Below are 26,494 nucleotides of genomic sequence, written 5' to 3' on the forward strand. Positions count from 1 at the left end.
CCCCGCACCATGGGGGCGGCCGTTCCCTTTCGGGTTCCTCCGCTGGAGGCCGTGACCGGATTCGAACCGGTGTAACTCGAGTTGCAGTCGAGCCCCTGAGCCTCTCGGGCACACGGCCGTGCGTTTCCTGATCTGCTGTCGACCGTACGGCGCCCGTGCGACCGGGCTCAAGGGCCGCGGGCGCCCCGCAACACGACTGCCATACCGCGTTCACGTTCACGGATGGGGCGGGCCGTGGTCCTACGACCAAGGGACCGGCCGGGTAGAGCCCACCGACAGGGGTCACCCGGTGCGACGGCCCTTACTCTGGAGCTCATGACCGCCCTGGAACCCCGTGACGCCGAGGTCACCGCCGCTCTCGTAGAGACCACCTCTGCCCCCACCCCGAAGGAAGCCGTCGACCCGGCGGAGGGCGTTCTAGGGCGTACGTACAGGGCGCTCAGCATCGGCATCGTCTCCGTCGTCCTGCTCATCGCCTTCGAGGCGACCGCCGTCGGTACGGCGATGCCGGTCGCGGCGCGGGAGCTGCGGGGCATCCCGCTGTACGCGTTCGCGTTCTCCGCGTACTTCACCACCAGCCTCTTCGCCATGGTGCTCTCCGGGCAGTGGGCCGACCGGCGCGGGCCGCTCGCGCCGCTCGCCACGGGGATCGGTGCGTTCGGGGCGGGGCTGCTGCTCTCCGGGACCGCGGGGAACATGTGGACGTTCATCCTGGGGCGGGCCGTCCAGGGCGTCGGCGGCGGGCTGGTGATCGTGGCGCTGTACGTGGTCATCGGCCGGGCCTACCCGGAACGGATCCGGCCGAGCATCATGGCCGGGTTCTCCGCCGCCTGGATCGTCCCGTCCGTCGTCGGGCCGCTCGCCTCGGGGACCGTGACCGAGCACCTCGGGTGGCGCTGGGTCTTCGTCGGCATCCCGGTGCTCATCCTCCTGCCCTTGGGCCTCGCGTTGCCCGCGATCCGGCGGATGGCGGGCGGGCCGGCGGACAGCCGGGCGGCGGCGGAGCCGTTCGGGGGGCGCCGCATCCGGCTCGCGCTCGGGATCTCGGCGGGCGCGGGGCTGCTCCAGTACGCGGGGCAGGAGCTGCGGTGGCTCTCGCTGGTTCCGGCGCTGGCCGGTGCCGCGCTGCTCGTCCCCGCGGTGCGGGGGCTGCTGCCCCCTGGGACCGTACGGGCCGCTCGGGGGCTGCCCGCGGTGATCCTGCTGCGCGGGATCGCGGCCGGGTCGTTCATCGTCGCCGAGTCCTTCGTCCCGCTGATGCTCGTGACGCAGCGCGGGCTGTCACCGACGCTGGCCGGCCTCTCCCTCGCCGCCGGCGGTCTGACCTGGGCGCTCGGGGCGTACGTGCTGGCCCGGCCCAGGCTGGAGCCCCACCGGGGGGCTCTGATGGTGGCGGGCATGGTGCTCGTGACGCTGTCGATCGTCGCCGCGCCGAGCGTGCTGATCGAGGCGGTACCGGTGTGGACGCTGGCCGCGGTCTGGGGCGTCGGCTGTTTCGGTATGGGCATCGTGATCGCCTCGACGAGCGTGCTGCTGCTTCAGCTGTCGGCACCGGAGGAGGCCGGGGCCAACTCGGCAGCCCTCCAGATCTCGGACGGCCTGTCCAACGCGTTGCTGCTCGCCGTGGGCGGTGCGGCGTTCGCGGCGCTCGGTGGCGGCGCGGTGGGCGCGGCGGCCCATGGGGCCGTGGGGAGCGGTGCGGCGACGTCGCACCCGGGGGCGTTCACCGTGGTCTTCCTGCCGATGGCGGCGGTGGCGCTGGTGGGGGTGTGGGTGGCCACGCGGGTGCGGACGGACGCGTAGCACCGCGTGGTGTCGCGGAACGGCTCCTGTGAAGCGGGTCTCAGCGGTGCCGGGCCACGGCGGATTCGTACGGGGTTCCGCGCCGCCCGCCGGTAGGGTGGCCCGGTTGTCGTATCGCGTGCGGGCTGCTTCCGGCCCGTGCGGGCAGCGCCCCACGTACCCGAGTGCCCCGAACCGGAGACCGTGACTACTACCGCCTCCCACCACCTCTCACCCGCCTTTCCCGGCCGCGCCCCCTGGGGCACCGCCGGGAAGCTGCGAGCCTGGCAGCAGGGTGCGATGGAGAAGTACATCCAGGACCAGCCGCGCGACTTCCTCGCGGTCGCGACGCCGGGCGCGGGGAAGACCACCTTCGCGCTGACCCTCGCCTCATGGCTGCTGCACCACCACGTGGTGCAGCAGATCACCGTCGTGGCGCCCACCGAGCACCTCAAGAAGCAGTGGGCGGAGGCCGCCGCCCGCATAGGCATCAAGCTCGACCCCGACTACAGCGCGGGACCCGTGAGCAAGGAGTACCACGGGGTCGCGATCACGTACGCCGGTGTCGGCGTGCGCCCCATGCTGCACCGCAACCGGTGCGAGCAGCGCAAGACGCTCGTGATCCTCGACGAGATCCACCACGCCGGTGACTCGAAGTCCTGGGGTGAGGCCTGCCAGGAGGCGTTCGACCCGGCTACCCGGCGGCTGGCCCTGACCGGTACGCCGTTCCGGTCCGACACGAACCCGATCCCGTTCGTGGCGTACGAGGAGGGCAACGACGGCATCCGGCGCTCGTCGGCCGACTACACGTACGGCTACGGCAACGCGCTGGCCGACGGGGTCGTCCGCCCGGTGATCTTCCTCAGCTACAGCGGCAACATGCGCTGGCGCACCAAGGCCGGAGACGAGATCGCCGCCCGGCTCGGTGAGCCGATGACCAAGGACGCCATCGGGCAGGCGTGGCGCACCGCGCTCTCGCCGACCGGTGACTGGATCCCCAACGTGCTGGCCGCCGCCGACAAGCGGCTGACCGAGGTGCGCAAGGGCATTCCGGACGCGGGAGGGCTCGTCATCGCGGCGGACCAGGAGTCGGCGCGCGCCTACGCCAAGATCCTCAAGTCGGTCACCGGGGAGAAGCCGGCCGTCGTCCTCTCCGACGAGAAGGCCGCGTCCAAGAACATCGACAGGTTCAGTCAGGACGACTCGCGCTGGATGGTCGCCGTCCGGATGGTGTCGGAGGGCGTCGACGTGCCGCGCCTCGCGGTCGGTGTGTACGCGACGACCATCTCCACACCGTTGTTCTTCGCCCAGGCCGTCGGCCGTTTCGTGCGGTCGCGGCGCCGGGGTGAGACCGCGTCGGTGTTCGTGCCGACCATCCCGATGCTCCTCGACTTCGCGAACGAGATGGAGGTCGAGCGCGACCACGTGCTCGACAAGCCCAAGAAGGGCAGCGACGAGGAGAACCCGTTCGCCGAGGAGGACCAGCTCCTCGCCGACGCGGAGAAGCTGGAGGACGAGGAGACCGAGGAGCAGCTGCCCTTCGAGGCGCTGGAGTCCGACGCGGTCTTCGACCGGGTGCTGTACGACGGTGCCGAGTTCGGCATGCAGGCGCACCCGGGGAGCGAGGAGGAGCAGGACTACCTGGGCATTCCGGGGCTCCTCGAACCCGACCAGGTGCAGATGTTGCTCCAGAAGCGGCAGACCCGGCAGATCGCGCACAGCCGTCAGAAGCCCGCCTCGGAGGCCGACCTCCTGGAGAAGGCGGCCGAGGACCGGCCCGTCGTCACGCACAAGAAGCTGCTGGAGCTCCGCAAGCAGCTGAACACGATGGTGTCGGCGTACACGCACCAGAGCGGCAAGCCGCACGGCGTGATCCACACCGAGCTGCGGCGGGTGTGCGGCGGTCCGCCGAGCGCGGAGGCGACCGCCGGGCAGATCCAGGACCGGATCAGGAAGGTCCAGGAGTGGGCCACCAGGATGCGTTGACCGGCAGACCGCCGGGGAAGTTCGGGCCCGGTGCGGGGTACCTCCCGCGCCGGGCTCTTTCCTGTGGGCAGTGCTCCCGCCGGGGGCGTGCGGGGTGGGCGCGGGCGCCGCGCGTGTGCCCGGTGCGGAAAAATTTTGTGGCACGAATTTCACGGTGAGTTAACAAGCGTTCACGGGTGTTGTACGGAGCGTCGCGGGGGAGTCACCCGACTTGAACGCGCGTAGATGTTCGCGTTCCGGACGGTTTCCCGCTGACCGGCGGTTATGCCACCGCGTTCCGGAGGGAGACCGGATTCTGGACGAGGTCTTCCGCTGAGCGGACCCGCTCGCTAATGTCCCCGAAACAATGCATGCCCCGCCGGCAGTGTCGCCGTCGGGGCGCAGCCGGTGCCATGACCAGTCGGCGGCCTCTCGGTGCGTCGCCGTGGGACCGGCGTCGGCATCCCGGAGAGACAACCGCCTCGCTCATCAAGAGGGAGAGGGCGTCGTGACCGCGGAGACTTCTCAGACGCTCGACCGGGGACTGCGCGTCCTCAAACTGCTCGCCGATACCGATCACGGCCTGACCGTCACCGAGTTGTCGAACAAGCTCGGCGTCAACCGCACGGTGGTCTACCGGCTGCTCGCCACCCTGGAACAGCACGCCCTCGTACGGCGTGACCTGGGCGGCCGGGCCAGGGTCGGGCTGGGCGTGCTTCGGCTGGGCCGGCAGGTGCACCCGCTCGTCAGGGAGGCGGCGCTGCCCGCGCTGCGTTCGCTGGCCGAGGACATAGGGGCGACCGCCCACCTCACCCTGGTCGACGGGGCGGAGGCTCTCGCGGTCGCCGTGGTCGAGCCGACCTGGACCGATTACCACGTGGCCTACCGGGCCGGCTTCCGGCACTCCCTGGACAGGGGGGCCGCGGGCCGGGCGATCCTCAACGCCCGGCAGAAGACCGTCGACCACCCCGGTTACACCCTCACCCAGGGCGAACTCGAAGCCGGTGCCTGCGGAGCCGCCGCCCCGCTCGTCGGGGTGTCGGGGGTCGAGGGCAGCGTAGGCGTCGTGATGCTCGCGGACGCGGTACCCGAGCGGGTCGGGCCCAGGGTGCTCGACGCGGCCCGGGAGGTCGCGGACGCCCTCCGGTGAGCCGTGCCGCCCCGAGGACACCGGGGCGTACGGAGCCGGGGGCGCGCGGCGGTTAGATTGGGCGGGTGGCCATTCGTCTCTCACGCCCCCGCGTCATCGCACTCTGCGCGCTGCCCGTCCTCGCGCTGTTCGGCACGGCGGCCTTCGCGCCGCTGCCGTTCACCCTGGCGCAGCCCGGCACCACGGCCGACGTCCTCGGGGACAGCAAGGGCAAGCCGGTCATCACGATCAAGGGCACCCCGACGCGCAGGACCGACGGCCAGCTGCGGATGACGACGATCCTCGCGACCGGGCCCGCGGCCGACGTCGGCGTCGGGAGCGTGATCGACGGCTGGTTCCGTACGGACCGCGTGGTCATGCCGCGCGACTCGGTCTATCCGACCGGCGGATCCGAGAAGGAGATCGAGCGGCACAACCTCAAGGACATGGAGGAGTCGCAGAACGTCGCCGTCGACGCGGCCCTGAACTACCTTGACAAGCCGCTCGGTTCGGTGGACGTCACGCTGCACCTCGCCGATGTCGGCGGCCCCAGCGCGGGTCTGTTCTTCTCGCTGGGGATCATCGACAAGCTGGCCGGCAACGGCTCCGGGGGCGACCTGACCGGTGGCCGCACCGTCGCCGGTACGGGCACGATCGAGGCCGACGGCAAGGTCGGCGCGGTCGGCGGGGTCTCCCTGAAGACGCAGGCCGCCCGGCGCGACGGCGCGACCGTCTTCCTCGTCCCGAAGGCCGAGTGCGGTCAGGCGAAGGCGGACCGCCCCGAGGGCCTGCGGCTGGTCCCCGTCACGACGCTGGAGAACGCGGTGTCCTCGCTGCGCGCACTTGACCAGGGAGGCAAGGTCCCGAGCTGCTGACCTGCGGTTCCGGTACGTCCATGGAGCGCCACGCGGGGAAGACCAGCGGGCTCAGGGTCGCCAGGAAGTAGACCCCGCCCATCGACAGCAGTGCCCCCGTCGCCCCCATGGTCTCCACCAGCAGGCCCGCCGCCAGGCCGCCGACCGGCATGGCGAGCTCGCAGCCCGCCGTGAGCGCGCCCGACACCCGGCTCCGCAGTTCCTCGGGGACGCGTTCGTACGTCACCGTCGTCAGGATCGGGTTCAGCATGCCGCCGGCGATTCCGCCCAGCGCCATCGTGACCGCGAGCGGCAGGGCCGTCCCGGTCAGGGCGGCGACCGCGAATCTCGGGGCGCCGCACAGCACCACGCACACCGTGAACACCGTCCGCCGTGAGAAGCGGTGCCCCACTGAGCCGTACAGCAGCGCGCCCGTCAGCCCGCCCGCTCCGAACAGCGCGGTGAGCAGGCCGAGATCGGTGGATCCGCCCAGCTCCCCCTCGGCGTGCACGGGCAGCAGGACGGCGTTCCACCCCTGGTCCGTGCCGTTCATGAACATCACCATGACGACGACGGCGAGCAGCAGCCGGTTGCCCAGCAAGAAGGCGTAGCCCTCCCTGAGTTCGGCGCGGTAGGTGCGCGGCGAGACCGGGGCGTCGGCCTTGCGGGGCTCGGCCGCGCGGACCCCGCGTACGCCCGCGGCCACCAGCAGTGCGGACAGTGCGAACGTGGCGGCGTCCAGCAGGAGTACGCTCTCGGCGCCGACGACGGCGATCAGTACGCCCGCCAGCGCGGCGCCGACCATGCGGGCACCGCGCGACACCGCGTCGAACAGGCTCGCGGCGCGGGCGAGCGTGGTGCCCGCGTGGTCGGCGAGATCGGGCACGAGCACGTAACGCGCGGTGTTGCCGGGGGTGTGGGCCAGCCCGTTCAGCGCCATCAGCGTGCACAGTATCCAGAATTCGAGCGCCCCCGCGAAGTGGAGCAGCGGGACGGCGGCGACGGCCGCGGCGCAGACCGTGTCCGAGGCGACCGCGACACGCCGCCGCCCCAGCCGGTCGATGACCGGCCCGCCGACCAGGGCGGCGACGACGATGGGCAGGGTCGCGCAGAAGGCGACGACACCGGCGCGCCCCGCGCTCCCGGTGGTCTCCAGGACGAACCACGGTACGCCGATGAGCGTCAGCGACGTGCCCGCGGTGGATACCGCGTTCGCCGCCAGGACGGCGGCGAGCGGTGTGGTTCTCCCCCGGTCCATCTCAGGCTGCGCGGGTCGCGTGGGCCGGGCCCGGACCGGCCTGCGTCAGCCGCAGGCCCAGCTCGATCATCACCCAGCCCGCGCGCTGACGCAGCGGGGGGCGACCGCCGGGGGTGAACTCGACAACTTCACGGTGGAGTTCGGTAGATCTGTAGGCGTGGAGCAGCGAGTGGATGTCGCTGTGCATGACGGTGATCCCCTCTAGTCGGTCGGGCGCGGGAAAAGGTGAAGATGGGTGCGGACGACCGCCGAACCCTCGGTGTCGTCGGGGACGCGGCCCCGGTAGCTGTTCACCAGGGCGTGGATCTTCTCCGCGAGCTCCAGGGAGAGCTCGGGGGTCAGGCGTACCTTGAAGTCGCTGACGTCCCAGCCGCGCAGCCACTCCTCGGGCCATTCGTGCATCGTCCCGAGCCAGGTGTTCAGTTCCTGGGCGTGCGTGGTCGCGACCTCGTGGAGGACAACCCCTATGGCGCCGCGCACCTCGGGATCCGCGTGCCCCATGAAGTCCGTCATGTTGTCCCCGAACGCCGTGCCCGAGTGGCGCGACCTCCACCACCGCTCGCGCCCCTTGCCGCGCTCCGGGTCGTCCTCCACGAAGCCGTACGCCGCGAGTTGGCGGAGGTGGTAGCTGGTTGCCCCGCTGGACTCGCCGAGCCGGTCGGCGAGGCCGGAGGCCGTGGCGGGGCCGAACTCCCGCAGGGCGTTCAGCAGCCGCATGCGCAGGGGGTGCGCGAGCCCGCGCAGGCTGTGCGCGTCGATGTGGCGGATCTTCGGGTCATCCGTCTGCGGGGTGGGCCGGCCCTCGGGCTCGTTCGGTGGCATGCCATGACTGTAGAGTTGCAAAGGAAGTTTTGCAACATGTTCTTTGCATAGATTCTTTTGCACGTCTGGGCCAAGTGTGGCCGGGGCAGGCGTGTCCCAGGGTGGTCAGGGCCGGACACGCGGACGCCGGGGCCTCCACCGCGACTCGCGGTGGAGGCCCCGGCGCCGGAAGAGCCGCGGTGCTCCCTCAGCCCTCCTTGATGAATCCTTCCTTCAGCAGCCAGTCCTTCGCGACCTCGTGCGGGTCCTGGCCGTCCACGTCCACCTTGGAGTTGAGCTCCTGGGCGAGTTCCGTCGTCAGCTTCCTCGTCACCGGAGCCAGCATCTCCGCGATCTCGGGATACTTGTCGAGGGTCGCCGTGTGGATGGCGGGCGCCGCGTTGTAGTTGGGGAAGAACTGCTTGTCGTCCTCCATGACGTCCAGGTTCATCGCCTTGATCCGGCCGTCGGTCGTGTACACCTCGCCCAGCAGGCAGGAGTTGCTCTTCGAGACCTGGGTGTAGATGATCCCGGCGTCCATCTTCTGGATGTTCGCGGCCGGCAGGTTCATCCCGTACTTCTTCTGCATGCCCGGGAGTCCGTCGTCGCGCGAGGCGAACTCGTTCTCCACGCAGACGGTCACGGCCTTCGGGTCCTTCTTCGCCAGCGCGGCCACGTCCGAGAGCGTCTTCAGGTGGTACTTGGCGTTGTTCTTCTTGCTGATGGCCAGGGCGTACGTGTTGTCGAGGGTGGCTGGCGGAAGCCAGGTCACCCCGTTGCCCAGGTCCTCGTCCCGGACCGCCTTCCACTGCTTCTGCGGGTCGACGATCGGCTCGGCGTGGCCCAGATAGGTGATCCACGCCGTGCCCGTGTAGTCGTAGAGTGCGTCCGCCTCGCCCTGGGCGACCGCCTCGCGCGCGCTGATCGACCCCGGGAGGTTCGTGCGGTCGAGCACCTCGGCACCGGCCGCCTTGAAGATCAGGCCGATCACGTTGCCGAGGATGATGTTCTCGCTGAAGTTCTTCGAGGTCACGGTCATGGACGCGCCCTTGAGCGGCTGTCCCTTCCCGACCGACCCCGGGACCACCTCGTCCACCAGCGGCGATCCGCTCTTCAGCCCGCACCCCGTGAGCAGGAGGGCGAGCGCGGCCGCCGATGCCAGGCCCGTACGTACCCTCACGCTTCCTCCAGTCCGCGCGGCGTCAGCCACAGTTCGACCAGCGAGGCCAGCCAGTCCACGAGCAGTGCCAGCACCACGGTCAGTACGGATCCGAGGATCAGCACGGGCATGCGCTGCGTCTGGATCCCCGAGGTGATCAGGTCGCCGAGCCCGCCGCCGCCGCCGAAGGTGGCGAGGGTCGCGGTGCCCACGTTGAGTACCAGCGCCGTGCGCACGCCCGCCAGGATCAGCGGCACGGCCAGCGGCAGTTCGACCCTGGCGAGGGTCCCCATCGCCGACATGCCGATGCCCCGTGAGGCCTCGACGAGGGTGGGCTCGATGGCGTTCAGCCCCGCCACCGTGTTGGAGAACACCGGCAGCACCGCGTAGATCACCATGCCGATGATCGCGGTCGACGGTCCGATGCCCAGCCAGATCACCAGCAGTGCCAGCAGCCCGATGGCGGGTGTGGCCTGCCCGATGTTCGCGACGGCCGTCACCCCGGGTGCCGCCTTCCTCAGGCCGCGCCGGGTCATCGCGATGCCGAGCGGGATCGCGATGACCAGCACCCAGAAGGTGGAGATCGCGGTCAGCTTGACGTGTTGCCACCAGCGGACCTCGACGATGTCCCCGGCCAGCGAGTTCTTCGCGATCGAGTCGAGTTCGACGTTGGAGATCCACAGGTACGTCGCGACCAGGACGACCGTGAGTACGGCCGGCACCAGGACGAGCTTCTGCCAGGTGATCCTGCGTGCCGGACCCGACGGCGGCGCGGAGGGCTCCGCCTCCTCGTCACGGAAGGCGTGGCCGCCCACGTCGTGCTCTCCGGGCGGTCGGGCCCCCTTGGAGGGGACCTGATGACTGGGGGTCATAGCCCGCCGTCACCACCCTCCTGCTCCTGCTCCGTCCGATGGACGCGCAGCTCCTCCAGGTCGTGCCGGTGCTCCATCGCGGCGAGGCGGTCGGCCTCCAGGAGTTCCTGTACGGAGTTCATGAGGGTGTGCATGTCGACGACGCCGATGAACTCACCGCGCCGCCCCGTCACCGCGACCCGCCCGCCGCTGTCGGTCAGGACCGCCTCCAGCGCGTCGTGCAGGGTCGCGTCACGGGTCACCGTGTCGTGCACCAGTTGCCCGGCCCTGGCGAGCGAGCCCTTGGCCCGCATCAGGTCGCCGCGCCTCAGCCACTTGTAGGGGCGGTTGCGGCGGTCCAGCATCAGCAGCTCGTTGTGCTGGCCGTCCCGCAGCTTGTTGAAGATCGACTGGAGCGGGTCCTCGACGGTCACCGTGGGGAACTCGGCGATCCCCACGTCGCGCACACGGGTGAGGTTGAGCCGCTTCAGCGCGGCGCCCGCGCCCACGAAGCCGGAGACGAAGTCGTCCGTCGGGTTGGTGAGGATCGCCTCGGGGGTGTCGAACTGCGCGATGTGCGAACGCTCCCGCAGCACCGCGATCCGGTCGCCGAGCTTGATGGCCTCGTCGAAGTCGTGGGTGACGAAGACGATCGTCTTGTGCAGCTCGTGCTGGAGCCGGATCAGTTCGTCCTGGAGGTGGTCGCGCGTGATCGGGTCGACCGCCCCGAAGGGCTCGTCCATCAGCAGCACCGGGGGATCCGCGGCCAGTGCCCGCGCCACTCCCACGCGCTGCTGCTGCCCGCCGGAGAGCTGACGCGGGTACCGCCCGTGGAACTCCCGCGGGTCGAGACCGACCAGGTCGAGCATCTCCTCGACCCGGTCCTTCACCCCGGACTTCGACCAGCCGGTCATCTTCGGGACGAGGGCGATGTTCTCCGCGACCGTCATGTGCGGGAAGAGACCGGAGGACTGGATGGCGTAACCGATCTTGCGGCGCAGCTTCACCGGGTCCATGTCGGTGACGTCCTCGTCGTTGATCCTGATCCGCCCGGACGTCGGCTCGATCAGACGGTTGATCATCTTGAGGGTGGTGGACTTCCCGCACCCCGAGGGGCCCACCAGGATCACGGTCTCACCGGCCTTGATGTCCATGGACACGTTGTCCACGGCCGGAGAGGGACTGTTGGGGTAGGACTTGCTGAGGTTCTCCAGCTGGATGGTGGCGCCCGAGGTGGAGGCGGGGCGGGGCGGGGCCGACTCCGTCGACCCGGTGGCGGTCTCAGGCACGGATCCCCCTAGGGATGGTCAGCCGTCCGAGCAGCACGTAGGCGGCGTCGAAGAGCAGAGCGAGGATGACGATGCCGATCGTGCCGGCGAGGACCTGGTTGATGGCGTTCGCGCTTCCCAGTGAGGCGAGGCCCCCGAAGATCTCGTTGCCGAGTCCGGGGCCCGAGGCGTAGGCGGCGATGGCGGCGATCCCCATCAGCATCTGGGTGGAGACCCGGATACCGGTGAGGATGGGAGGCCATGCGAGGGGCAGTTCCACTTTGAGGAGCCGCCGCATCCGGGACATCCCGATGCCCTTCGCCGCGTCGACGAGGGACGGGTCGACCCCGCGCAGCCCGACGATGCAGTTGCGGACGATGGGCAGCAGCCCGTAGAGCGTCAGGATGATCACGGTGGGCGGGACCCCGAGGCCCACCAGCGGGATCAGCAGACCGATCGCGGCGAGCGAGGGGATCGTGAGGATCGCCGAGGTGGAGGTGACGGCCAGCGAGCCGCCCCAGCCGCTCCGGTAGCTGACGACACCGATCAGGACGCCGAGAAGCGTGGCGATGACCATGCACTGGAACACGGCGCTGGCGTGCTGATACGTGTCGCTGAGCAGTTGTTGGTGGCGGGTGCCCACATACTCCCAGAAGTTCACATGTTGCTCCGTAGGCTCAGTCGGTGTCCTCTGCAGCCTGCTCAACCAGCGGGATAATACGCAGCGGTACCGGGTTTTCCATGACGATGGCCGTAGATGCCCGGACGATGCCATCAAAGCCGACCACGCGGTCGATCACCCGCTGGAGATCGGCGTTCGAGCGGGCGACCAGCCGGCAGAACATGTCCCCGTGCCCGGTCGTGGTGTGCAGCTCCAGCACTTCGGGCACGCCGCTCAAGTGGGTCCTTACGTCCGCGCCTTGCCCCTGCTTGATCTCCAGCGTCGCGAACGCGGTCACGGGGTAGCCGAGCGCGGCCGGGTCCACGTCCGGGCCGAAGCCGCGGATGACGCCATTCGACTGAAGCCGGTCCAGCCGTGCCTGCACGGTCCCGCGCGCCACCCCGAGCCGCCGTGAGGCCTCCAGCACTCCGATGCGCGGCTCGCGGGCCAGCAGCAGGATCAGCCGGCCGTCCAGATGATCGATCGCCACGATCCGTCTCCCCGATGGTCAGCCTGTACAGATAGCCCGCCCATCCTCGCGCCACGCTGAACACATTGACCAGCGGATGCGCGAACTGTTGCGCACCTTGCGGAGCGGCGGGAACCTTCGGTCATGACTGAGACTCTGCACACCAGCCCCGACACCGCCAGGCAGGCCGACCCCTTCCCGGTCAAGGGAATGGACGCGGTGGTCTTCGCCGTGGGCAACGCCAAGCAGGCGGCGCACTACTACTCGACCGCCTTCGGCATGAAGCTCGTCGCCTACTCCGGACCGGAGAACGGCAGCCGCGAGACCGCGAGTTACGTCCTGACCAACGGCTCGGCCCGTTTCGTCCTCACCTCCGTCGTCAAGGCGTCCACCGAGTGGGGCACCTTCCTCGCCGACCACGTGCACGCCCACGGCGACGGCGTGGTCGACCTGGCCATCGAGGTCCCCGACGCCCGCAAGGCGTACGCCTACGCCGTCGAGCACGGCGCCACCGGAATCACGGAGCCGTACGAGGCCAAGGACGAGCACGGCACGGTCGTGCTGGCCGCCATCGCCACGTACGGGAAGACCCGCCACACCCTGGTCGAGCGCTCCGGCTACGACGGTCCCTACCTCCCCGGCTACGAGGCGGCGGACCCGATCGTAGAGCCGGCCGCCAAGAGGACCTTCCAGGCCGTCGACCACTGCGTCGGCAACGTCGAGCTCGGCCGGATGAACGAGTGGGTGGCCTTCTACAACAAGGTCATGGGCTTCACCAACATGAAGGAGTTCGTGGGCGACGACATCGCCACCGAGTACTCCGCCCTCATGTCGAAGGTCGTCGCCGACGGCACGCTGAAGGTGAAGTTCCCCATCAACGAGCCGGCGATCGCGAAAAAGAAGTCGCAGATCGACGAGTACCTGGAGTTCTACGGCGGCGCGGGCGTCCAGCACATCGCGCTCGCCACCAACGACATCGTCGCGTCCGTGCGGGCGATGCGCGCGGCCGGTGTGCGGTTCCTCGACACCCCGGACTCGTACTACGACACGCTGGGGGAGTGGGCGGGCGAGACCCGCGTCCCCGTCGAGACGCTGCGCGAGCTGAAGATCCTGGTCGACCGCGACGAGGACGGCTACCTGCTGCAGATCTTCACCAAGCCGGTCCAGGACCGTCCGACCGTCTTCTTCGAGATGATCGAGCGCCACGGCTCGATGGGCTTCGGCAAGGGCAACTTCAAGGCGCTGTTCGAGGCGATCGAGCGCGAGCAGGAGAAGCGCGGCAACCTCTAGCGTTGCTGAGGGGCCCTCCTCCCGGCCGGGAGGAGGGCCCCTCTCGACAGCCCTTACACGTTCGCCGCGGCGCCGGACTTCGTCGTCTGCGGTGACGGGGCCGCCGACCGCCCCGGCTCCTTCTCCGGCTCCTGCCGGGGTTCCGCCGCCTGCTCCGGCCTCGCTGGGGATTCCGGCCCCGCCGACGAAGACGAAGACGACGACGGAGACGGAGACGGAGACGGGGCCTGGGGCGACGACGGGGCCGAGGGCTCGGGCGGCGGACGCAGGTCCTCCGGGCCGCCCGACGCCGGATCACCCAGCGCCTCCAGGGCCTGCCGCGCCAGCGGAGCGGCCAGCGGCGAGAACTCCGGGTCGGTGCGGAGCGACTCCTCCAGGTGGCCGCGCGCCGGCCCGTCCTGGCCGAGCGCGGCCTCGATCGCGCCCAGGTGATAGGCGTACGAGGCGTCCCGCACGCCCGTCTCCACGGCCTGGTCCGCGTACTGCATCGCCTCCTCCGACTGTCCCGCCCGGTGCAGCGACCAGGCCAGCGTGTCCGCGACCTCGGCGCTGCGGCGCTGCGAGGCCCACGCGGTGCGCATCAGCTCCACCGCCGCCTCCGGGTCGCCGTGGTCGGCCTCGAAGCGGGCCTCGGTCAGGGACTCGTCGACCCCGGCCGTCCTCGCCTGCGCGAGGAGCTCGCGGAGCTTCGCGTACTGGGTGCGGGCGTCGCCGTCCAGCTCCATCGACTCGTACAGTTCGCCCAGTTCGAGCACGTACTCGGGGCGGGGCAGCTTCGACGTCACCGTCCGGTAGTCGGCCAGCGCTTCGTCCGTGCGGTCCAGCGCCGTCAACGCACGGGCCCGGCCCGCGCGGGAGGCGAGGTGGCCGGGGTCCGTGCGCAGTGCGGCCTCGTACTGCGCGAGGGCCTCGGCCGGCTCGCCGCGCTCCGCGGCCAGGTCGCCGAGGCGGTGCAGGGAAGCCGCCTTCTCGGCGGGCGACGAGGCACGGTCCGCCGCCTCCTGCGCGGTCGCCAGCGCGTCCTCGCGCCAGCCCTGGTTGCGGTACATCTCGGCCGTCCTGGCCAGTGCGGGGGCGCCCTTGCGCAGGGTCCCGAACTTCTCCGTCGCCCTGGCCGCCGCCGCGTACTCGCCGAGGCCGTTGTAGGCGTCGATCAGCACCGGGTACGCCGTCCAGGTCCTCGGCTGCCGCGCGCGCACGGTCTCACCCCACTTCTTCGCGGCGAGGTGGTCGTGGCGGGCGTTGGCCAGTGTGCCCAGCCCCACCCAGGCCGCCGAGTTCCCGCGCTCACCGGGCTGCGCGGCGAGCGAGCGCCGCAGCGCCTGCTCGGCCCGGGTGAAGTACGCCGCGTCCGCGGACCGTCGCCCCCACTCCGCGTACGCCGTGCCGAGCACCGCCCACGACTGCGCGTCGGAGGGATGCGTCTCCACCCACTTCTGCCGGTCGCCGATCAGCGCCGTCAGGTCGGACAGGGACGCGGGGGAGCCGGCCGCCGCCGCGGTCTCCGCCCGCGCGACGGGCCCCGGTGCGGGCGCCGCCTTCTCCTCGGCGTCGTCCGGTACGGCGATCACCGCACCGGCCACCAGTACGGCGCCGGCCATCGCGCCGAACGCCGCCCTGCGCAGCGTGGTGCGCATCGTGGCCGGTGGTGGCGGGACGGACGTCGCACCCTGGGGCGGCAGGGTGGAGGTGGGCGGCTCCTGGTTCTGCTGCGGCTTGGCATCCATGGCCATCACTCTGCGTCAGTACGAAGATCGCATCGCGCTGCGGGAACGCTGACGCAGACGGGTTCACACCATTGGCCCTGGGTGTCACGCTTGGATCATGGACGCTCTTCTCGAACAACTGCGCGCGGGTCTTCCGGCCGAGGCCCTGATCACCGACCCGGACGTCACCGCCTCGTACGCCCACGACATGGCGAGCTTCTGCGACGCGGGCACCCCCGCCGTCGTGGTGCTGCCGCGCACGGTCGAGGAGGTCCAGCACGTCATGCGGACCGCGACCGAGCTGAGGGTGCCGGTGGTGCCCCAGGGCGCCCGGACCGGACTGTCGGGCGCGGCGAACGCGTCCGACGGCTGCATCGTGCTCTCCCTGGTCAGGATGGACCGGATCCTGGAGATCAGTCCGGTCGACCGGATCGCGGTGGTCGAACCGGGCGTCGTCAACGCCACGCTGTCCCGGGCCGTCGACGAGCACGGGCTGTACTACCCGCCGGACCCGTCGAGCTGGGAGATGTGCACCATCGGCGGCAACATCGGCACGGCGTCCGGCGGCCTGTGCTGCGTGAAGTACGGCGTCACCGCCGAGTACGTCCTCGGGCTCGAGGTCGTCCTGGCCGACGGGCGGCTCCTGAACACCGGCCGCCGTACCGCGAAGGGCGTCGCCGGATACGACCTCACCCGGCTCTTCGTCGGTTCGGAGGGCACCCTCGGCATCGTTGTCAAAGCCGTCCTCGCGCTGCGGCCCCGGCCGCCGCGACAGCTCGTGCTCGCCGCCGAGTTCCCCTCCGCGTCGGCCGCCTGCGACGCGGTGTGCCGGATCATGGAGCGCGGACACACCCCGTCACTCCTCGAACTGATGGACCGTACGACCGTGCGTGCCGTCAACGCCATGGCCTCCATGGGCCTCCCCGAATCGACCGAGGCGCTGCTGCTCTGCGCCTTCGACACGCCCGATCCCGCCGCCGACCTCGCCGCCGTCGGAGAGCTCTGCACCGAAGCGGGCGCCACCGAGGTCGTGCCCGCCGATGACGCCGCCGAGTCCGAACTCCTGCTCCAGGCACGCCGGCTGTCCCTGCCCGCCCTGGAGACCGTCAAGTCCGCCACGATGATCGACGACGTGTGCGTGCCGCGCTCCAGGCTGGGCGCGATGATCGAGGGAACCGCCGCCGTCGCCGAGAAGTACGGCCTCACGATCGGGGTGTGCGCCCATGCGGGCGACGGCAACACGCACCCCGTCGTCTGCTTCGATCACACCGACGCCGACGAGTCCCGCAGGGCCCGGGAGTCCTTCGACGAGATCATGGCGCTCGGCCTCGAACTGGGCGGGACGATCACGGGTGAGCACGGCGTCGGGGTGCTCAAGAAGGAGTGGCTCGCCCGTGAACTGGGCGATGTCGGCGTCGAGGTGCAGCGGGGGGTCAAGGCGGCCTTCGACCCGCTGGGGCTGCTCAACCCGGGCAAGCTGTTCTGACCCGCCCGCACGCCTGTCAGGCCTCACCGTCCTGGGGTTCGTCCTGGGACCAGGGGTCGCTCAGCCACAGGTCGTCGGCGGGCAGCGGGGTGAGCAACTCGGCCAGTGCACCGTCCAGTCCGAGCAGGGTGCTCTCGGTCCCCGGCGGCACCACCCGCAGGGTGCGCTCCACCCAGGCGGCGACGGCGACCGACGGCACCTCCAGCAGGGCGTTGCCGTCGGGCGAGGTGAGGGCGATACAGATGACGGCCCGGTCCCCGACCTTGGTCGGCCAGATCCGCACGTCCCCGTGTCCGCAGGGCCGGAACACCCCTTCCACCAGCAGCTCCCGTGCGAACGTCCAGTGCACGGGGCACTCGGAGCCGATGTGGAAGGCGATGTGCACGGCGTACGGATCGTCGGTGAGGTAGGACAGGCGGGCGGGCACCGGGACGGAGCGCTCCGGCGACAGGACCAGCTTCACTTCGAGTTCGCGTTCCACGGCGTTCTGCATGACGGTGCACGACCTTCCGATGCTCACAGGGTCCGGTCCCGTGACCGGCCCGCACAAGGAGAGACCGCCCTCCCGTACGTCTATGACGCGACTTCCCAGAAAAACTTCCCCCGACCTGGAAAGTGGTCCAAACGACAGGACAGGCCCGGGGGTGCCCGGTGTTCTGATAGATGTGGACCCTTGTATTGAGGCCTCGAAGAGATACGGGACCACGGTGATGAGCGCCCCAACCCCGGCACCCGGTGACGAACACCCCCGCGAGGGGTACTACCCCGACCCGTCCATTCCCGGATACGTCCGGTACTGGAACGGCGCTTCCTGGGTCCCCGGCACCAGCCGGCCCGCCCCCCGGCAGAGCGGAGCCGCCGCCGCCGTGCCGCCGCCCGTCCCTCCGGCGGACGCGGCACCGCCGGCCGCCCGGGCCGACGAGACCGGCCCGATGTACCTCGACGAGGTCCAGGCACCCGACGACACCGACGGCGCACGTGGGACCGGCACCGGCACCGGTGAGTCCGACGCCCCCGGGCGCCCCAGGTCCGCTGCCGCCTGGCAGGCCGACACCTCCCGGCAGACCGGCTTCGGCGGTGACCGGGACCGCCATGTCTCGTGGGGCGGGCCGGATCCGCGCACCCCCGACTCCGCTCCGGCGCAGTCCACCGCGCCGTCCGCCGACCCCCGTGCCGCAGCCGTACCGGACCCTACGCGCGGCGCCCTGCCCGGTATGCGCGACGGCGACGACGGGGCCGCCGGCGGTGCTGTCGCGGTGCGGGCCGGGCGGCCCGGTGACACCCCCGCAGGGGACGGCAACCGCCCGCCCACCGACGGCACGGTCACGATCCGCGCCGTGGGGCCGGGCGGCGCGACCCGCCCCCCGCGCGAGGAAGACCCCGCCCCCGCCGGCGGCACGATGGCGATCCGCGCCGTGCGACCCGGCGCTGCCCAGCAGCCCGCCGCCCCCGCACCGCAGTCCCCCGCACCGCAGTCCGCCGCACCGCAGGGCCCGCAGACACCTCGGGCGCAGGCCCCTCAGGCTCAGCCGGCTCCGGCGGCCCAGGCGCCACAGCTGAACACGCCCCTGACACCCGGCTCCGGTGGCGGCTCCGCGTCCTGGGCGCAGCAGGCGCACCAGCTCGCCCGGCCCGAACACCATCCCGGGGCGCAGCAGATGAGCCCCCGGCACGTGAGCCAGCAGCGGTCCCCGCTGCAGAGCCCGACGCCGTCCCCGCAGCCGGGTGCCCGGCCCGAGCAGCAGCCGGTCGTGCCCTGGAAGCCGCCGGTCGACGACCCCTTCCAGCAACTGGCGCGCGCCCAGGCCTCCGCCAGGCCTGCCGGGCTCGGCAGGCGGCTGATCGCGCGGCTCGTAGACACGGTCGTCCTCGGCGCGCTCGTCGGCGCCGCCGGCCTTCCGCTGGTCACCCGGGCGCTGGAGCACATCGACCGGAAGATCGAGGCGGCCGAGCAGTCCGGCGAGACCGTCACCGTCTGGCTGCTGGACTCCACGACGGCCGGCCTGTTCGGCGGGGTGCTCGCGGTGTTCCTGGTGCTCGGCGTCCTCCTGGAGGCCCTGCCCACCGCCAAGTGGGGTCGCACCCTGGGCAAGAGGCTGTGCGGTCTCGAAGTGCGTGACATCGAGTCCCACGACTCACCCTCCCTGGGCGCTGCGCTGCGCCGCTGGCTGGTCTACGGCGTGCTCGGCCTGGCCGTCGTCGGCGTGGCCAACGTGCTCTGGTGCCTGGTCGACCGCCCGTGGCGCCAGTGCTGGCACGACAAGGCCGCCCACACCTTCGTCGCGGGCTGAGGGCGGCTCCCGTACACCTGTGTGCTGACGGACCGTCCCCCGTGTGCTGACGCTCCGTCCCCCGAAAGCACCTCAGCCGTTGCGGGCCCCCACGGGCCGGGGTGCACTGCCCCCATGAGCAACGAACCACCGCCTCCGCCGCCCGGTCAGCCTCCCGAGGACGACCCCTTCTCCAAGCGGCCGCCGCAGGGGCCCCCGCCGAGCGGTTCGCCGTACGGCAGTGGCCCCCTTCCGCCGCCTCCGCCGAACGACCCGTACGGGGGCGGGGGCCCCTACGGTGGTGCCGATCCGCTGGCCGGCATGCCTCCGCTGGCCGAGCCGGGCAAGCGGATCCTGGCGCGGCTGATCGACTTCCTCATCATCTCGATCCCGCTGTACCTGATCTCCCTGCCCTTCGGCGGGGCGGTCGACGTCTCGGACGACGGCGACGACTTCGGCAGCGCGATCGGCAACACCTACACCGGGCATCAGCTGGTCTGGTCGCTGATCGGCCTGGTGGTGTACGTCGCCTACGACACGTACTTCACGCACAAGGACGGCAGGACGCTCGGCAAGCGGCTGCTGAAGTTGCGCGTCGCGATGCTCAACGACGGCTCCGTGCCCGACACGAGCTCCTCGCTGATGCGTGCCGTCGTGCTCTGGCTCCCGGCGCTGCTCTGCTGCCCGTGCCTGTGGTGGCTCATCAACATCGTGCTGATGTTCACCGACAAGCCCTATCGGCAGGGCCTCCAGGACAAGGCGGGCAAGACCGTGGTCGTCAGCACCCGATGAGGGCCGGCCGTTCAGCTGCGCAGCGAGTGCTCGCCGATGCGTTCGCGCTGCGCGGCGGCGAGCTCGATGTCCGCGATCGTGCGGTGCGCGCGGGCCGCGGCGGACGGCGACGCGGCTTCCACCGGCTTCTTCGTACGGGCGGGCAGCGGCACGGTCATGGCGACCAGGAGGCCCAGCGCCAGCGCCGCGGCGCAGACGGCGGCCACGCCGGGGCCCGATTCGGTGCGGGACAGGAGCAGCATGGCGAGCGCCGAGAAGACGACGGTGGCCGAACCGTAGAAGAACTGTGCGGCAGTCGGACGCGGCATGGCGTTATCCGTCCTCGGGGCGTCGGATGGGGAAGTCTCTCGACTCGTTCGCACTGTCAATCGACTCTAAGACGGTGGATGCCCGTGAGGAACGGGTAGTAAGCGTGACCTAACCCACGGTACCGGTGCACAGGGGGCGCACGGAGTCACGTTGTCGACGGCAACGAGTTTCGGCGCGCCGGTCGGGCGGCCCACCGGCTCGAATGTTCGTCCGGATAGCGGGACTTGGCTCCCACATAGTGCACTTGGCCTGTCCAAGTCAAGATCTGTCTTTTCTCTCATAACTCCGATCGAATGTCGTCACTTGTGACGCGTTAAACGCGCGCGGCCCCGTAACTACCCCCTGGCCGCGGACGCGAACGCCGGGGAGGACTGCATCAAGTGACCACTCAGAGACGGGCGCTACGCGCCACCGCCGTGATCGTGGCCCTGGCCGCCAGCGCCGCGACGGCATCCGCCTTCGCCACCGCTCAGGCCGACGGGAAGGCATCGGGATCCGGCGCCTCCATCGTCGACCGGCGCGACCCCGCGCCGGCCAAGGCGCACGAGCACGACCTCGAAGGCCCCTTCAGCAAGGAGCAGGACGCCCAGCGGCAGGCCGCGCTGGAGCAGGTCCTGTCGGGCGACAAGAAGGTGACCGCCCGCGGCGGCTCCAAGGTCGTCAAGCTCGGCAAGAGCAAGTACGTCGAGCTCGGCCGCGAGAAGACCGACAAGATCTTCACCATCCTCGTGGAGTTCGGCGACCAGGTCGACGACACCACGATGTTCGACCCGGACGGCGACGGCCCCAAGCCGCCCGTCAAGAAGTACGGCGGCACGCCCGGCCCCCAGCACAACGAGATAGCCGAGCCGGACCCGGCGAAGGACAACAGCACCGCCTGGCAGGCCGACTACAACCAGGCCCACTTCCAGGACCTCTACTTCGGTGAGGGCAAGGGCAAGGACTCGCTGAAGACCTACTACGAGAAGACGTCCTCCGGGCGCTACTCGGTCGACGGCGAGGTCTCCGACTGGGTCAAGGTCCCGTACAACGAGGCCCGTTACGGTTCCAACTACTGCGGCTCGACCAACTGCGCCAACGTCTGGGACACCGTCCGAGACGGCGTCAACGCCTGGGCGGCCGACCAGAAGGCCAAGGGCCGTACGCCGGCCGAGATCAAGGCCGACCTGGCGCAGTACGACCAGTGGGACCGTTACGACTTCGACGGTGACGGCAACTTCAACGAGCCCGACGGCTACATCGACCACTTCCAGCTGGTCCACGCCGGCGAGGACGAGTCCGCGGGCGGCGGCGTCGAGGGCACCAACGCCATCTGGGCGCACCGCTGGTACGCCTACGGCACCAACGCCGGTGCGACGGGCCCCGCCAACAACAAGGCCGGTGGCGCCCAGATCGGCGACACGGGCATCTGGGTCGGCGACTACACCGCGCAGCCCGAGAACGGCGGACTGGGCGTCTTCGCCCACGAGTACGCCCACGACCTCGGCCTGCCGGACCTGTACGACACCTCCGGCGGCGGTGAGAACTCGGTCGGCTTCTGGTCCCTCATGTCGGCGGGCTCCTGGCTCGGCACCGGCAAGGGCGAGATCGGCAACCTCCCCGGCGACATGACCGCCTGGGACAAGCTCCAGCTCGGCTGGCTCGACTACGACAAGGCGAAGGCCGCGACGAGGTCGACCCACAAGCTGGGCGTCTCGGAGTACAACACCAAGGACAAGCAGGCGCTCGTCGTCGAGCTGCCCGAGAAGGAAGTCACCACCACCGTCACGAAGCCCGCCGAGGGCTCGAAGCAGTGGTGGAGCGACATGGGCGACGACCTGTCGAACACCCTGACCCGCTCGGTCGACCTGACCGGCAAGACGTCCGCCTCGCTGGACCTGTCCGGCTGGTACGACATCGAGGCCGACTACGACTACCTCTACACCGAGGTCTCGGACAACGGCGGCACCAGCTGGACCGCGCTCGACGGCACGGCGGACGGCAAGGCCATCCCGCGCGACGCCAGCGACAAGCCGGCCCTGACCGACGTCTCCGGCGCGATCAAGAAGCTCTCCTTCCCGCTGGACGCCTACGCGGGCAAGAAGATCGACCTCCGCTTCCGCTACCAGACGGACGGCGGCGCGGGCGGCAAGGGCTTCACGGCCGACGCCATCACCGTCACCGCCGACGGCGCCGTGCTCTTCACGGACAACGCCGAGGGCGACGACAACGGCTGGACCGCCAAGGGCTTCTCGCGGATCGGTGAGTCGTTCACCAACGACTACCCGCAGTACTACATCGCCGAGAACCGCCAGTACGTCTCGTACGACAAGACCCTCGAGGTCGGCCCGTACAACTTCGGCTTCTCCGCCAGCCGTCCGGACTGGGTCGAGCACTACTCGTACCAGAACGGCCTGATGGTCTGGCTCTGGGACACCGCCCAGAAGGACAACAACACCTCGGTCCACCCGGGCCAGGGTCTGATCCTCCCGGTGGACTCGCACGCCAAGCCGCTGAAGTGGACGAACGGCTCGCTCCTGCGCAACAAGATCCAGCCCTTCGACGCGCCGTTCAGCTGGTACCCGAACAAGGGCTTCACGCTGCACAACGCGGACGTGGCGCTGAAGATCAAGCCCTCGCTGGGCGTCCCGGTCTTCGACGACCGCAAGGGCACGTACTGGTACGAGGAGAACCCGACGGGAAGTGTCAAGGTTTCTGACACCAACACCCGGCTCACCATCGTGAACGAGCCGCTCAGCGGCTCGACGATGACGGTCAAGGTCGGGCCCTCGGGCAAGTAGTAGGCAAAACACCAGGTCAAGACATGATCGGCCGTCGCCCTCTAGCGGGCGGCGGCCGATCGTGTTTAGGTGCGTCCTACCGGATCCTTATTGACACGAAGTCTCACGGGGGAGCGCGAAGCATGGCAGGCGGAGGTTTCTGCAGGTTGCCCAACGGCACGGTGGTGGTGGCACTGGCCCTGAACAGTCCGGCGGACGGAGCCGGACCCGGAGCACCCGTGCGGGTGCTCGTCCACGCGGCGAACCGGGCGCGCGCCCTGACCAGGCTGCGCAATCTCGGACTGCGCGCCGTCTACCTCCGGGGCAACGCCCAGCCGCCCACCCCGGACGAGATCACGGCGGTCCTGCACCACCCGGACGGCCTGCTGTGGCGGACCGCACCGCAGGCCGGCCAGGAGCTCTGGCACCCGATCCGGGCCCTGCTGGGCTCCTCCGGCTACGCGGGCCCCGCCCGCCCGGCGGCCTGACCCCGCGGGGCGGGGTCAGACGACCGGTTTGCCGGACAGCTGGACGCCGGCGGTCCGCAGCTCCGCCAGGGCCCGCTCAGTGGTCCCCTCGGCGACACCGGCGGTCAGGTCCAGCAGGACGTGCGTGACGAAGCCCTCCCGGGCGGCGTCCAGGGCGGTGGCCCGTACGCAGTGGTCGGTCGCGATGCCGACGACGTCGACGGCGGTCACCGACCGGTCCCGCAGCCACTGGGCGAGCCCGGTGCCGTTCTCGTCGGCACCCTCGAAGCCGCTGTACGCCGCGGCGTACGCGCCCTTGTCGAAGACGGTGTCGATGGCGCCCGAGGCCACCGCGGGAGCGAAGTTCGGGTGGAAGCCCACCCCCTCCGTACCGGCCACGCAGTGCGGCGGCCAGGAGTGCTCGAAGTCCGGCGAGGCGGAGAAGTGGTCGCCGGGATCGACGTGGTGGTCCCGGGTGGCCACCACATGGCTGTATCCGGGCCCGGCGTCACCGATCAGGTCGGTGATGGCTGCGGCGACATCTGCGCCGCCCGCCACCGCGAGGCTGCCGCCCTCGCAGAAGTCGTTCTGAACGTCGACGACGATCAAGGCGCGATGCATGACGGTTGTCCTTCGGTGGGGGGTCCGGCGGTTTCCGCGGACTGGGGCGGTGGGGATGCCGACGAGCCTAGGGACTCGCCGCACCCCGCGGGAGGGGGTACACGGGCTCTTCTTCCCCGGCCGGGCAGGCATTGCGTGTACCCGTGGACCTCACACGTACTCCGTGGGGAGCACCGGCTCCCCGCGCGACAGCTGCATCGCCGACATGGGCAGCCCGGCGCGCGCCGCGACGTGCCGCTCACGGGCGGCCTCCAGGGGCTCCCGGGCGACCACCTCGCCGCCCTTGACCAGCTCCACCAGGAGCTGCCTGTCGGCCAGCTCCGCCGGGACCTCACCGGTGCCGATCACCTCGGCCTCGGCCACCCCGTACTCGTCCAGCCGGCGGGCCGCCCACTTGCGGCCGCCCCTCGACGACTTCGCGCCCAGCGACTTCTTCGCCACCGGCAGCAGCGGGTCGGCCGGATCGGCGGACCGCGCACGCGCCACCAGCTTGTAGACCATCGAGCAGGTGGGGTGCCCGCTGCCGGTGACCAGCTGCGTACCCACCCCGTAGGCGTCGACGGGCGCGGCGGCCAGCGATGCGATGGCGTACTCGTCCAGGTCCGAGGTGACCACGATCCTCGTCTCCGTGGCACCCAGCTCGTCCAGCTGCTGCCGGACCCGGTGCGCGACGAGCAGCAGATCACCCGAGTCGATCCGGACGGCGCCGAGCTCCGGCCCCGCGACCTCCACCGCCGTGCGCACGGCCTCGGTCACGTCGTACGTGTCGACCAGCAGCGAGGTCCCCCGGCCCAGCGAGTCCACCTGCGCCTGGAACGCGTCGCGCTCGCTGTCGTGCAGCAGGGTGAAGGCGTGCGCGCTCGTCCCCACGGTCGGGATGTTGTAGCGGAAGCCGGCCGCGAGGTCCGACGTGGTGTGGAAGCCGCCGACGTACGCCGCGCGGGCCGACGCCACCGCCGACAGTTCGTGGGTGCGCCTGGCACCCATCTCGATGAGCCGCCGGCCCGCCGCCGCGGCCGACATCCTGGACGCGGCGGCGGCGATCGCCGAGTCGTGGTTCAGGATCGACAGGATCACGGTCTCCAGCAGCACGCACTCGGCGAAGGAGCCCTCGACCCGCAGGAGCGGAGAGCCGGGGAAGTACACCTCGCCCTCCGGGTAGCCCCAGATGTCGCCGCTGAAGCGGTAGTCGGCGAGCCAGTCGACGGTGGCGGCGTCCACGACCTTCTGGTCGCGCAGGAAGGCGAGCATCTCGTCGTCGAAGTGGAAGTTCTCCACCGCGTCCAGCACCCGGCCGGTTCCCGCCACCACGCCGTAGCGCCGGCCCTCGGGCAGGCGGCGGGTGAAGGCCTCGAAGACGGAGCGCCGGTCGGCGGTGCCCGCCTTCAGTGCGGCCTGCACCATCGTGAGCTCGTACTGGTCGGTGAAGAGCGCGGTCGACGGAACACCGACCCGTCGCCCAAGGTCCGCTGAGTTCATGACGGCGATGCTACCCCCTATTCGTCAAAGTGACGAGATGGGGCCTCCGTTTATGCGCGAGGCCCTTCCTGGTGGCAGCATGGGGTAGGTGAGCGTTGCTGCCCCCGTAGAGATCGAACGTCCCGAATCGGCCGAGGAGACCTTCGCCGTCCCAGAGCCCGACGTCCCCTGGGTGACGCTGGTGCACAACGACCCGGTGAACCTCATGAGCTACGTGTCGTATGTCTTCCAGGCCTACTTCGGCTACTCGAAGGACAAGGCGCACAAGCTGATGCTCGACGTCCACCAGAAGGGCCGAGCGGTCGTCTCCAGCGGCAGCCGCGAGGAGATGGAACGCGACGTCCAGGCCATGCACGGCTACGGACTCTGGGCCACCCTGACCCAGGACCGGAACTGACCCGCCGCTTCCCCTCCCGCCCTCCGTCCGACCCACCATCGGAGAATCCATGGCCGGCCACTTCGAGGCCACCCCAGGCGGCGGCGCGTCCGTCGCGCTCGACGAGGTCGAGATCGCGATCCTGCGCTCCCTCGCCGTCCAGCTGCTCGAACTGATCGGCCCCGGTGACGAACCGGCCGAGGGCGAGGACCCGCTCGCCGCGCTGTTCGCCGAGGGGCCCAGCGAGCCGCCCTCCGACCCCGCCCTCGCCCGGCTCTTCCCCGAGGCGTACGGCGACGAGGACAAGGAGCTGCGCGAGGCGTCCGCCGAGTTCCGCCGCTTCACCGAGAACGACCTGCGCACCCGCAAGCGCGACGACGCCCTCGCCGTCGTGCGTTCGATCGACGCGCTCTCGCCCGTCGCGGACGGCGGCGCCGTGCTGACCCTCACCGCCGACGAGTGCCGCCACTGGCTCGGCTCGCTCAACGACCTCCGGCTCACCATCGGCACCCGCCTGGAGGTGTCCGACGAGGACGAGGGCAGGGACGGCTCGCTCTACCGGCTGCCCGACAGTGATCCCCGCAAGCCGATGGTGATGGCGTATCTCTGGCTCGGCGCGCTCCAGGAGACACTCGTCGAAACGCTCATGCCCGGCTGAGGGCCTACGGCTTCGCCCGGCACATACGGGTTCGCTCAACGGATGCTCAAATCCGAATAACGATCCCGTCACCTGAATGGCCTT

General features: G+C 70.7%; 25 protein-coding genes and 1 tRNA gene. 12 read left to right on the top strand and 14 right to left on the bottom strand.

Features of this window, described 5'->3' with window-relative positions:
- Nucleotides 1-43 precede the first annotated feature (43 nt).
- Nucleotides 44-118, bottom strand: a tRNA-Cys gene (locus tag AB0I83_RS03810).
- A 197-nt stretch (nt 119-315) separates the two neighbouring features.
- On the opposite strand from AB0I83_RS03810, the gene AB0I83_RS03815 reads away from it, so the two are divergent.
- From AB0I83_RS03815 to AB0I83_RS03830, 4 genes are all read left to right on the top strand, one after another.
- Nucleotides 316-1,803: an MFS transporter gene (locus AB0I83_RS03815; RefSeq protein WP_363303495.1), complete on the top strand. Its 1,488-nt coding sequence runs from the start codon at nt 316-318 to the stop codon at nt 1,801-1,803.
- Between the two features lie 183 nt (nt 1,804-1,986).
- Nucleotides 1,987-3,768, top strand: coding sequence for a DEAD/DEAH box helicase (locus tag AB0I83_RS03820; protein ID WP_356534023.1), 1,782 nt, complete (start codon nt 1,987-1,989; stop codon nt 3,766-3,768).
- Nucleotides 3,769-4,255: 487 nt separating this feature from the next.
- A complete protein-coding gene (locus tag AB0I83_RS03825; protein WP_356534021.1) occupies nt 4,256-4,897 on the top strand; it encodes a helix-turn-helix domain-containing protein in 642 nt (213 codons plus the stop codon).
- A 65-nt stretch (nt 4,898-4,962) separates the two neighbouring features.
- Nucleotides 4,963-5,751 carry a S16 family serine protease gene (locus tag AB0I83_RS03830; protein ID WP_356534019.1) on the top strand — a complete coding sequence of 263 codons (789 nt, stop codon included), beginning with the start codon at nt 4,963-4,965 and terminating at the stop codon, nt 5,749-5,751.
- On the opposite strand, the gene AB0I83_RS03835 is transcribed toward AB0I83_RS03830, so the two are convergent.
- From AB0I83_RS03835 to AB0I83_RS03870, 8 genes are all read right to left on the bottom strand, one after another.
- On the bottom strand, nt 5,681-6,988 hold the full coding sequence (locus AB0I83_RS03835) for an MFS transporter (RefSeq protein ID WP_363303496.1): 1,308 nt from the start codon (nt 6,986-6,988) through the stop codon (nt 5,681-5,683). The two genes, AB0I83_RS03830 and AB0I83_RS03835, sit on opposite strands and share 71 nt — an antisense overlap.
- Nucleotide 6,989: 1 nt before the next feature.
- The gene (locus AB0I83_RS03840; RefSeq protein ID WP_363303497.1) at nt 6,990-7,175 is read right to left on the bottom strand and encodes a hypothetical protein; all 186 of its coding nucleotides are present in this window, start codon (nt 7,173-7,175) and stop codon (nt 6,990-6,992) included.
- A gap of 14 nt (nt 7,176-7,189) precedes the next feature.
- Nucleotides 7,190-7,810, bottom strand: coding sequence for a winged helix-turn-helix domain-containing protein (locus tag AB0I83_RS03845; protein ID WP_363303498.1), 621 nt, complete (start codon nt 7,808-7,810; stop codon nt 7,190-7,192).
- Between the two features lie 187 nt (nt 7,811-7,997).
- Nucleotides 7,998-8,969 (bottom strand): glycine betaine ABC transporter substrate-binding protein, encoded by a 972-nt coding sequence (locus AB0I83_RS03850; protein ID WP_356534011.1) that lies wholly within the window; start codon nt 8,967-8,969, stop codon nt 7,998-8,000.
- A complete protein-coding gene (locus tag AB0I83_RS03855; protein ID WP_363303499.1) occupies nt 8,966-9,820 on the bottom strand; it encodes an ABC transporter permease in 855 nt (284 codons plus the stop codon). Before AB0I83_RS03855 ends, AB0I83_RS03850 begins: the two co-directional genes overlap by 4 nt.
- The gene (locus AB0I83_RS03860) at nt 9,817-11,088 is read right to left on the bottom strand and encodes a betaine/proline/choline family ABC transporter ATP-binding protein (protein WP_356534007.1); all 1,272 of its coding nucleotides are present in this window, start codon (nt 11,086-11,088) and stop codon (nt 9,817-9,819) included. Before AB0I83_RS03860 ends, AB0I83_RS03855 begins: the two co-directional genes overlap by 4 nt.
- A complete protein-coding gene (locus AB0I83_RS03865; protein WP_356534005.1) occupies nt 11,081-11,728 on the bottom strand; it encodes an ABC transporter permease in 648 nt (215 codons plus the stop codon). The genes AB0I83_RS03860 and AB0I83_RS03865 overlap by 8 nt, the downstream gene beginning before the upstream one ends.
- A gap of 16 nt (nt 11,729-11,744) precedes the next feature.
- Nucleotides 11,745-12,218 carry an Lrp/AsnC family transcriptional regulator gene (locus tag AB0I83_RS03870; protein WP_031100141.1) on the bottom strand — a complete coding sequence of 158 codons (474 nt, stop codon included), beginning with the start codon at nt 12,216-12,218 and terminating at the stop codon, nt 11,745-11,747.
- 123 nt (nt 12,219-12,341) lie between these two features.
- Here AB0I83_RS03870 and hppD point away from each other — a divergent pair, with 123 nt between their 5' ends.
- On the top strand, nt 12,342-13,487 hold the full coding sequence (gene hppD / locus AB0I83_RS03875; RefSeq protein WP_356534003.1) for a 4-hydroxyphenylpyruvate dioxygenase: 1,146 nt from the start codon (nt 12,342-12,344) through the stop codon (nt 13,485-13,487).
- Nucleotides 13,488-13,540: 53 nt separating this feature from the next.
- Here hppD and AB0I83_RS03880 read toward each other — a convergent pair whose 3' ends face one another.
- Entirely contained in the window at nt 13,541-15,214 is a 1,674-nt protein-coding gene (locus AB0I83_RS03880) for a tetratricopeptide repeat protein (protein WP_363303500.1), read from the bottom strand.
- A gap of 97 nt (nt 15,215-15,311) precedes the next feature.
- Here AB0I83_RS03880 and AB0I83_RS03885 point away from each other — a divergent pair, with 97 nt between their 5' ends.
- A complete protein-coding gene (locus AB0I83_RS03885) occupies nt 15,312-16,679 on the top strand; it encodes an FAD-linked oxidase C-terminal domain-containing protein (RefSeq protein ID WP_363303501.1) in 1,368 nt (455 codons plus the stop codon).
- Between the two features lie 16 nt (nt 16,680-16,695).
- On the opposite strand, the gene AB0I83_RS03890 is transcribed toward AB0I83_RS03885, so the two are convergent.
- Nucleotides 16,696-17,172 carry an SsgA family sporulation/cell division regulator gene (locus AB0I83_RS03890; RefSeq protein ID WP_356533997.1) on the bottom strand — a complete coding sequence of 159 codons (477 nt, stop codon included), beginning with the start codon at nt 17,170-17,172 and terminating at the stop codon, nt 16,696-16,698.
- Nucleotides 17,173-17,389: 217 nt separating this feature from the next.
- Between AB0I83_RS03890 and AB0I83_RS03895 the strand changes: the two genes are divergently transcribed.
- Together AB0I83_RS03895 and AB0I83_RS03900 are read left to right on the top strand one after the other, a co-directional pair.
- Nucleotides 17,390-18,970: an RDD family protein gene (locus tag AB0I83_RS03895; protein ID WP_363303502.1), complete on the top strand. Its 1,581-nt coding sequence runs from the start codon at nt 17,390-17,392 to the stop codon at nt 18,968-18,970.
- A gap of 114 nt (nt 18,971-19,084) precedes the next feature.
- On the top strand, nt 19,085-19,741 hold the full coding sequence (locus tag AB0I83_RS03900; RefSeq protein ID WP_356533993.1) for an RDD family protein: 657 nt from the start codon (nt 19,085-19,087) through the stop codon (nt 19,739-19,741).
- An 11-nt stretch (nt 19,742-19,752) separates the two neighbouring features.
- Here the strand turns inward: AB0I83_RS03900 and AB0I83_RS03905 are convergent, their stop codons facing one another.
- Entirely contained in the window at nt 19,753-20,049 is a 297-nt protein-coding gene (locus AB0I83_RS03905) for a hypothetical protein (RefSeq protein WP_356533991.1), read from the bottom strand.
- A 381-nt stretch (nt 20,050-20,430) separates the two neighbouring features.
- On the opposite strand from AB0I83_RS03905, the gene AB0I83_RS03910 reads away from it, so the two are divergent.
- On the top strand, nt 20,431-22,830 hold the full coding sequence (locus AB0I83_RS03910; RefSeq protein WP_363303503.1) for an immune inhibitor A domain-containing protein: 2,400 nt from the start codon (nt 20,431-20,433) through the stop codon (nt 22,828-22,830).
- 122 nt (nt 22,831-22,952) lie between these two features.
- A complete protein-coding gene (locus AB0I83_RS03915) occupies nt 22,953-23,297 on the top strand; it encodes a hypothetical protein (RefSeq protein WP_356533987.1) in 345 nt (114 codons plus the stop codon).
- Nucleotides 23,298-23,312: 15 nt separating this feature from the next.
- On the opposite strand, the gene AB0I83_RS03920 is transcribed toward AB0I83_RS03915, so the two are convergent.
- Nucleotides 23,313-23,897 (bottom strand): isochorismatase family protein, encoded by a 585-nt coding sequence (locus AB0I83_RS03920; protein WP_356533986.1) that lies wholly within the window; start codon nt 23,895-23,897, stop codon nt 23,313-23,315.
- Between the two features lie 150 nt (nt 23,898-24,047).
- Nucleotides 24,048-25,376, bottom strand: a complete 1,329-nt coding sequence (locus AB0I83_RS03925) for a nicotinate phosphoribosyltransferase (RefSeq protein ID WP_356533984.1) — start codon at nt 25,374-25,376, stop codon at nt 24,048-24,050.
- Between the two features lie 88 nt (nt 25,377-25,464).
- On the opposite strand from AB0I83_RS03925, the gene clpS reads away from it, so the two are divergent.
- Nucleotides 25,465-25,773 (top strand): ATP-dependent Clp protease adapter ClpS, encoded by a 309-nt coding sequence (gene clpS, locus AB0I83_RS03930; protein WP_356533982.1) that lies wholly within the window; start codon nt 25,465-25,467, stop codon nt 25,771-25,773.
- 49 nt (nt 25,774-25,822) lie between these two features.
- Complete coding sequence (locus AB0I83_RS03935) at nt 25,823-26,410, top strand: DUF2017 domain-containing protein (RefSeq protein WP_356533981.1); 588 nt, start codon at nt 25,823-25,825, stop codon at nt 26,408-26,410.
- Nucleotides 26,411-26,494 lie beyond the last annotated feature (84 nt).

Source organism: Streptomyces sp. NPDC049970 (genome assembly GCF_040660235.1).
Lineage (GTDB): Bacteria > Actinomycetota > Actinomycetes > Streptomycetales > Streptomycetaceae > Streptomyces.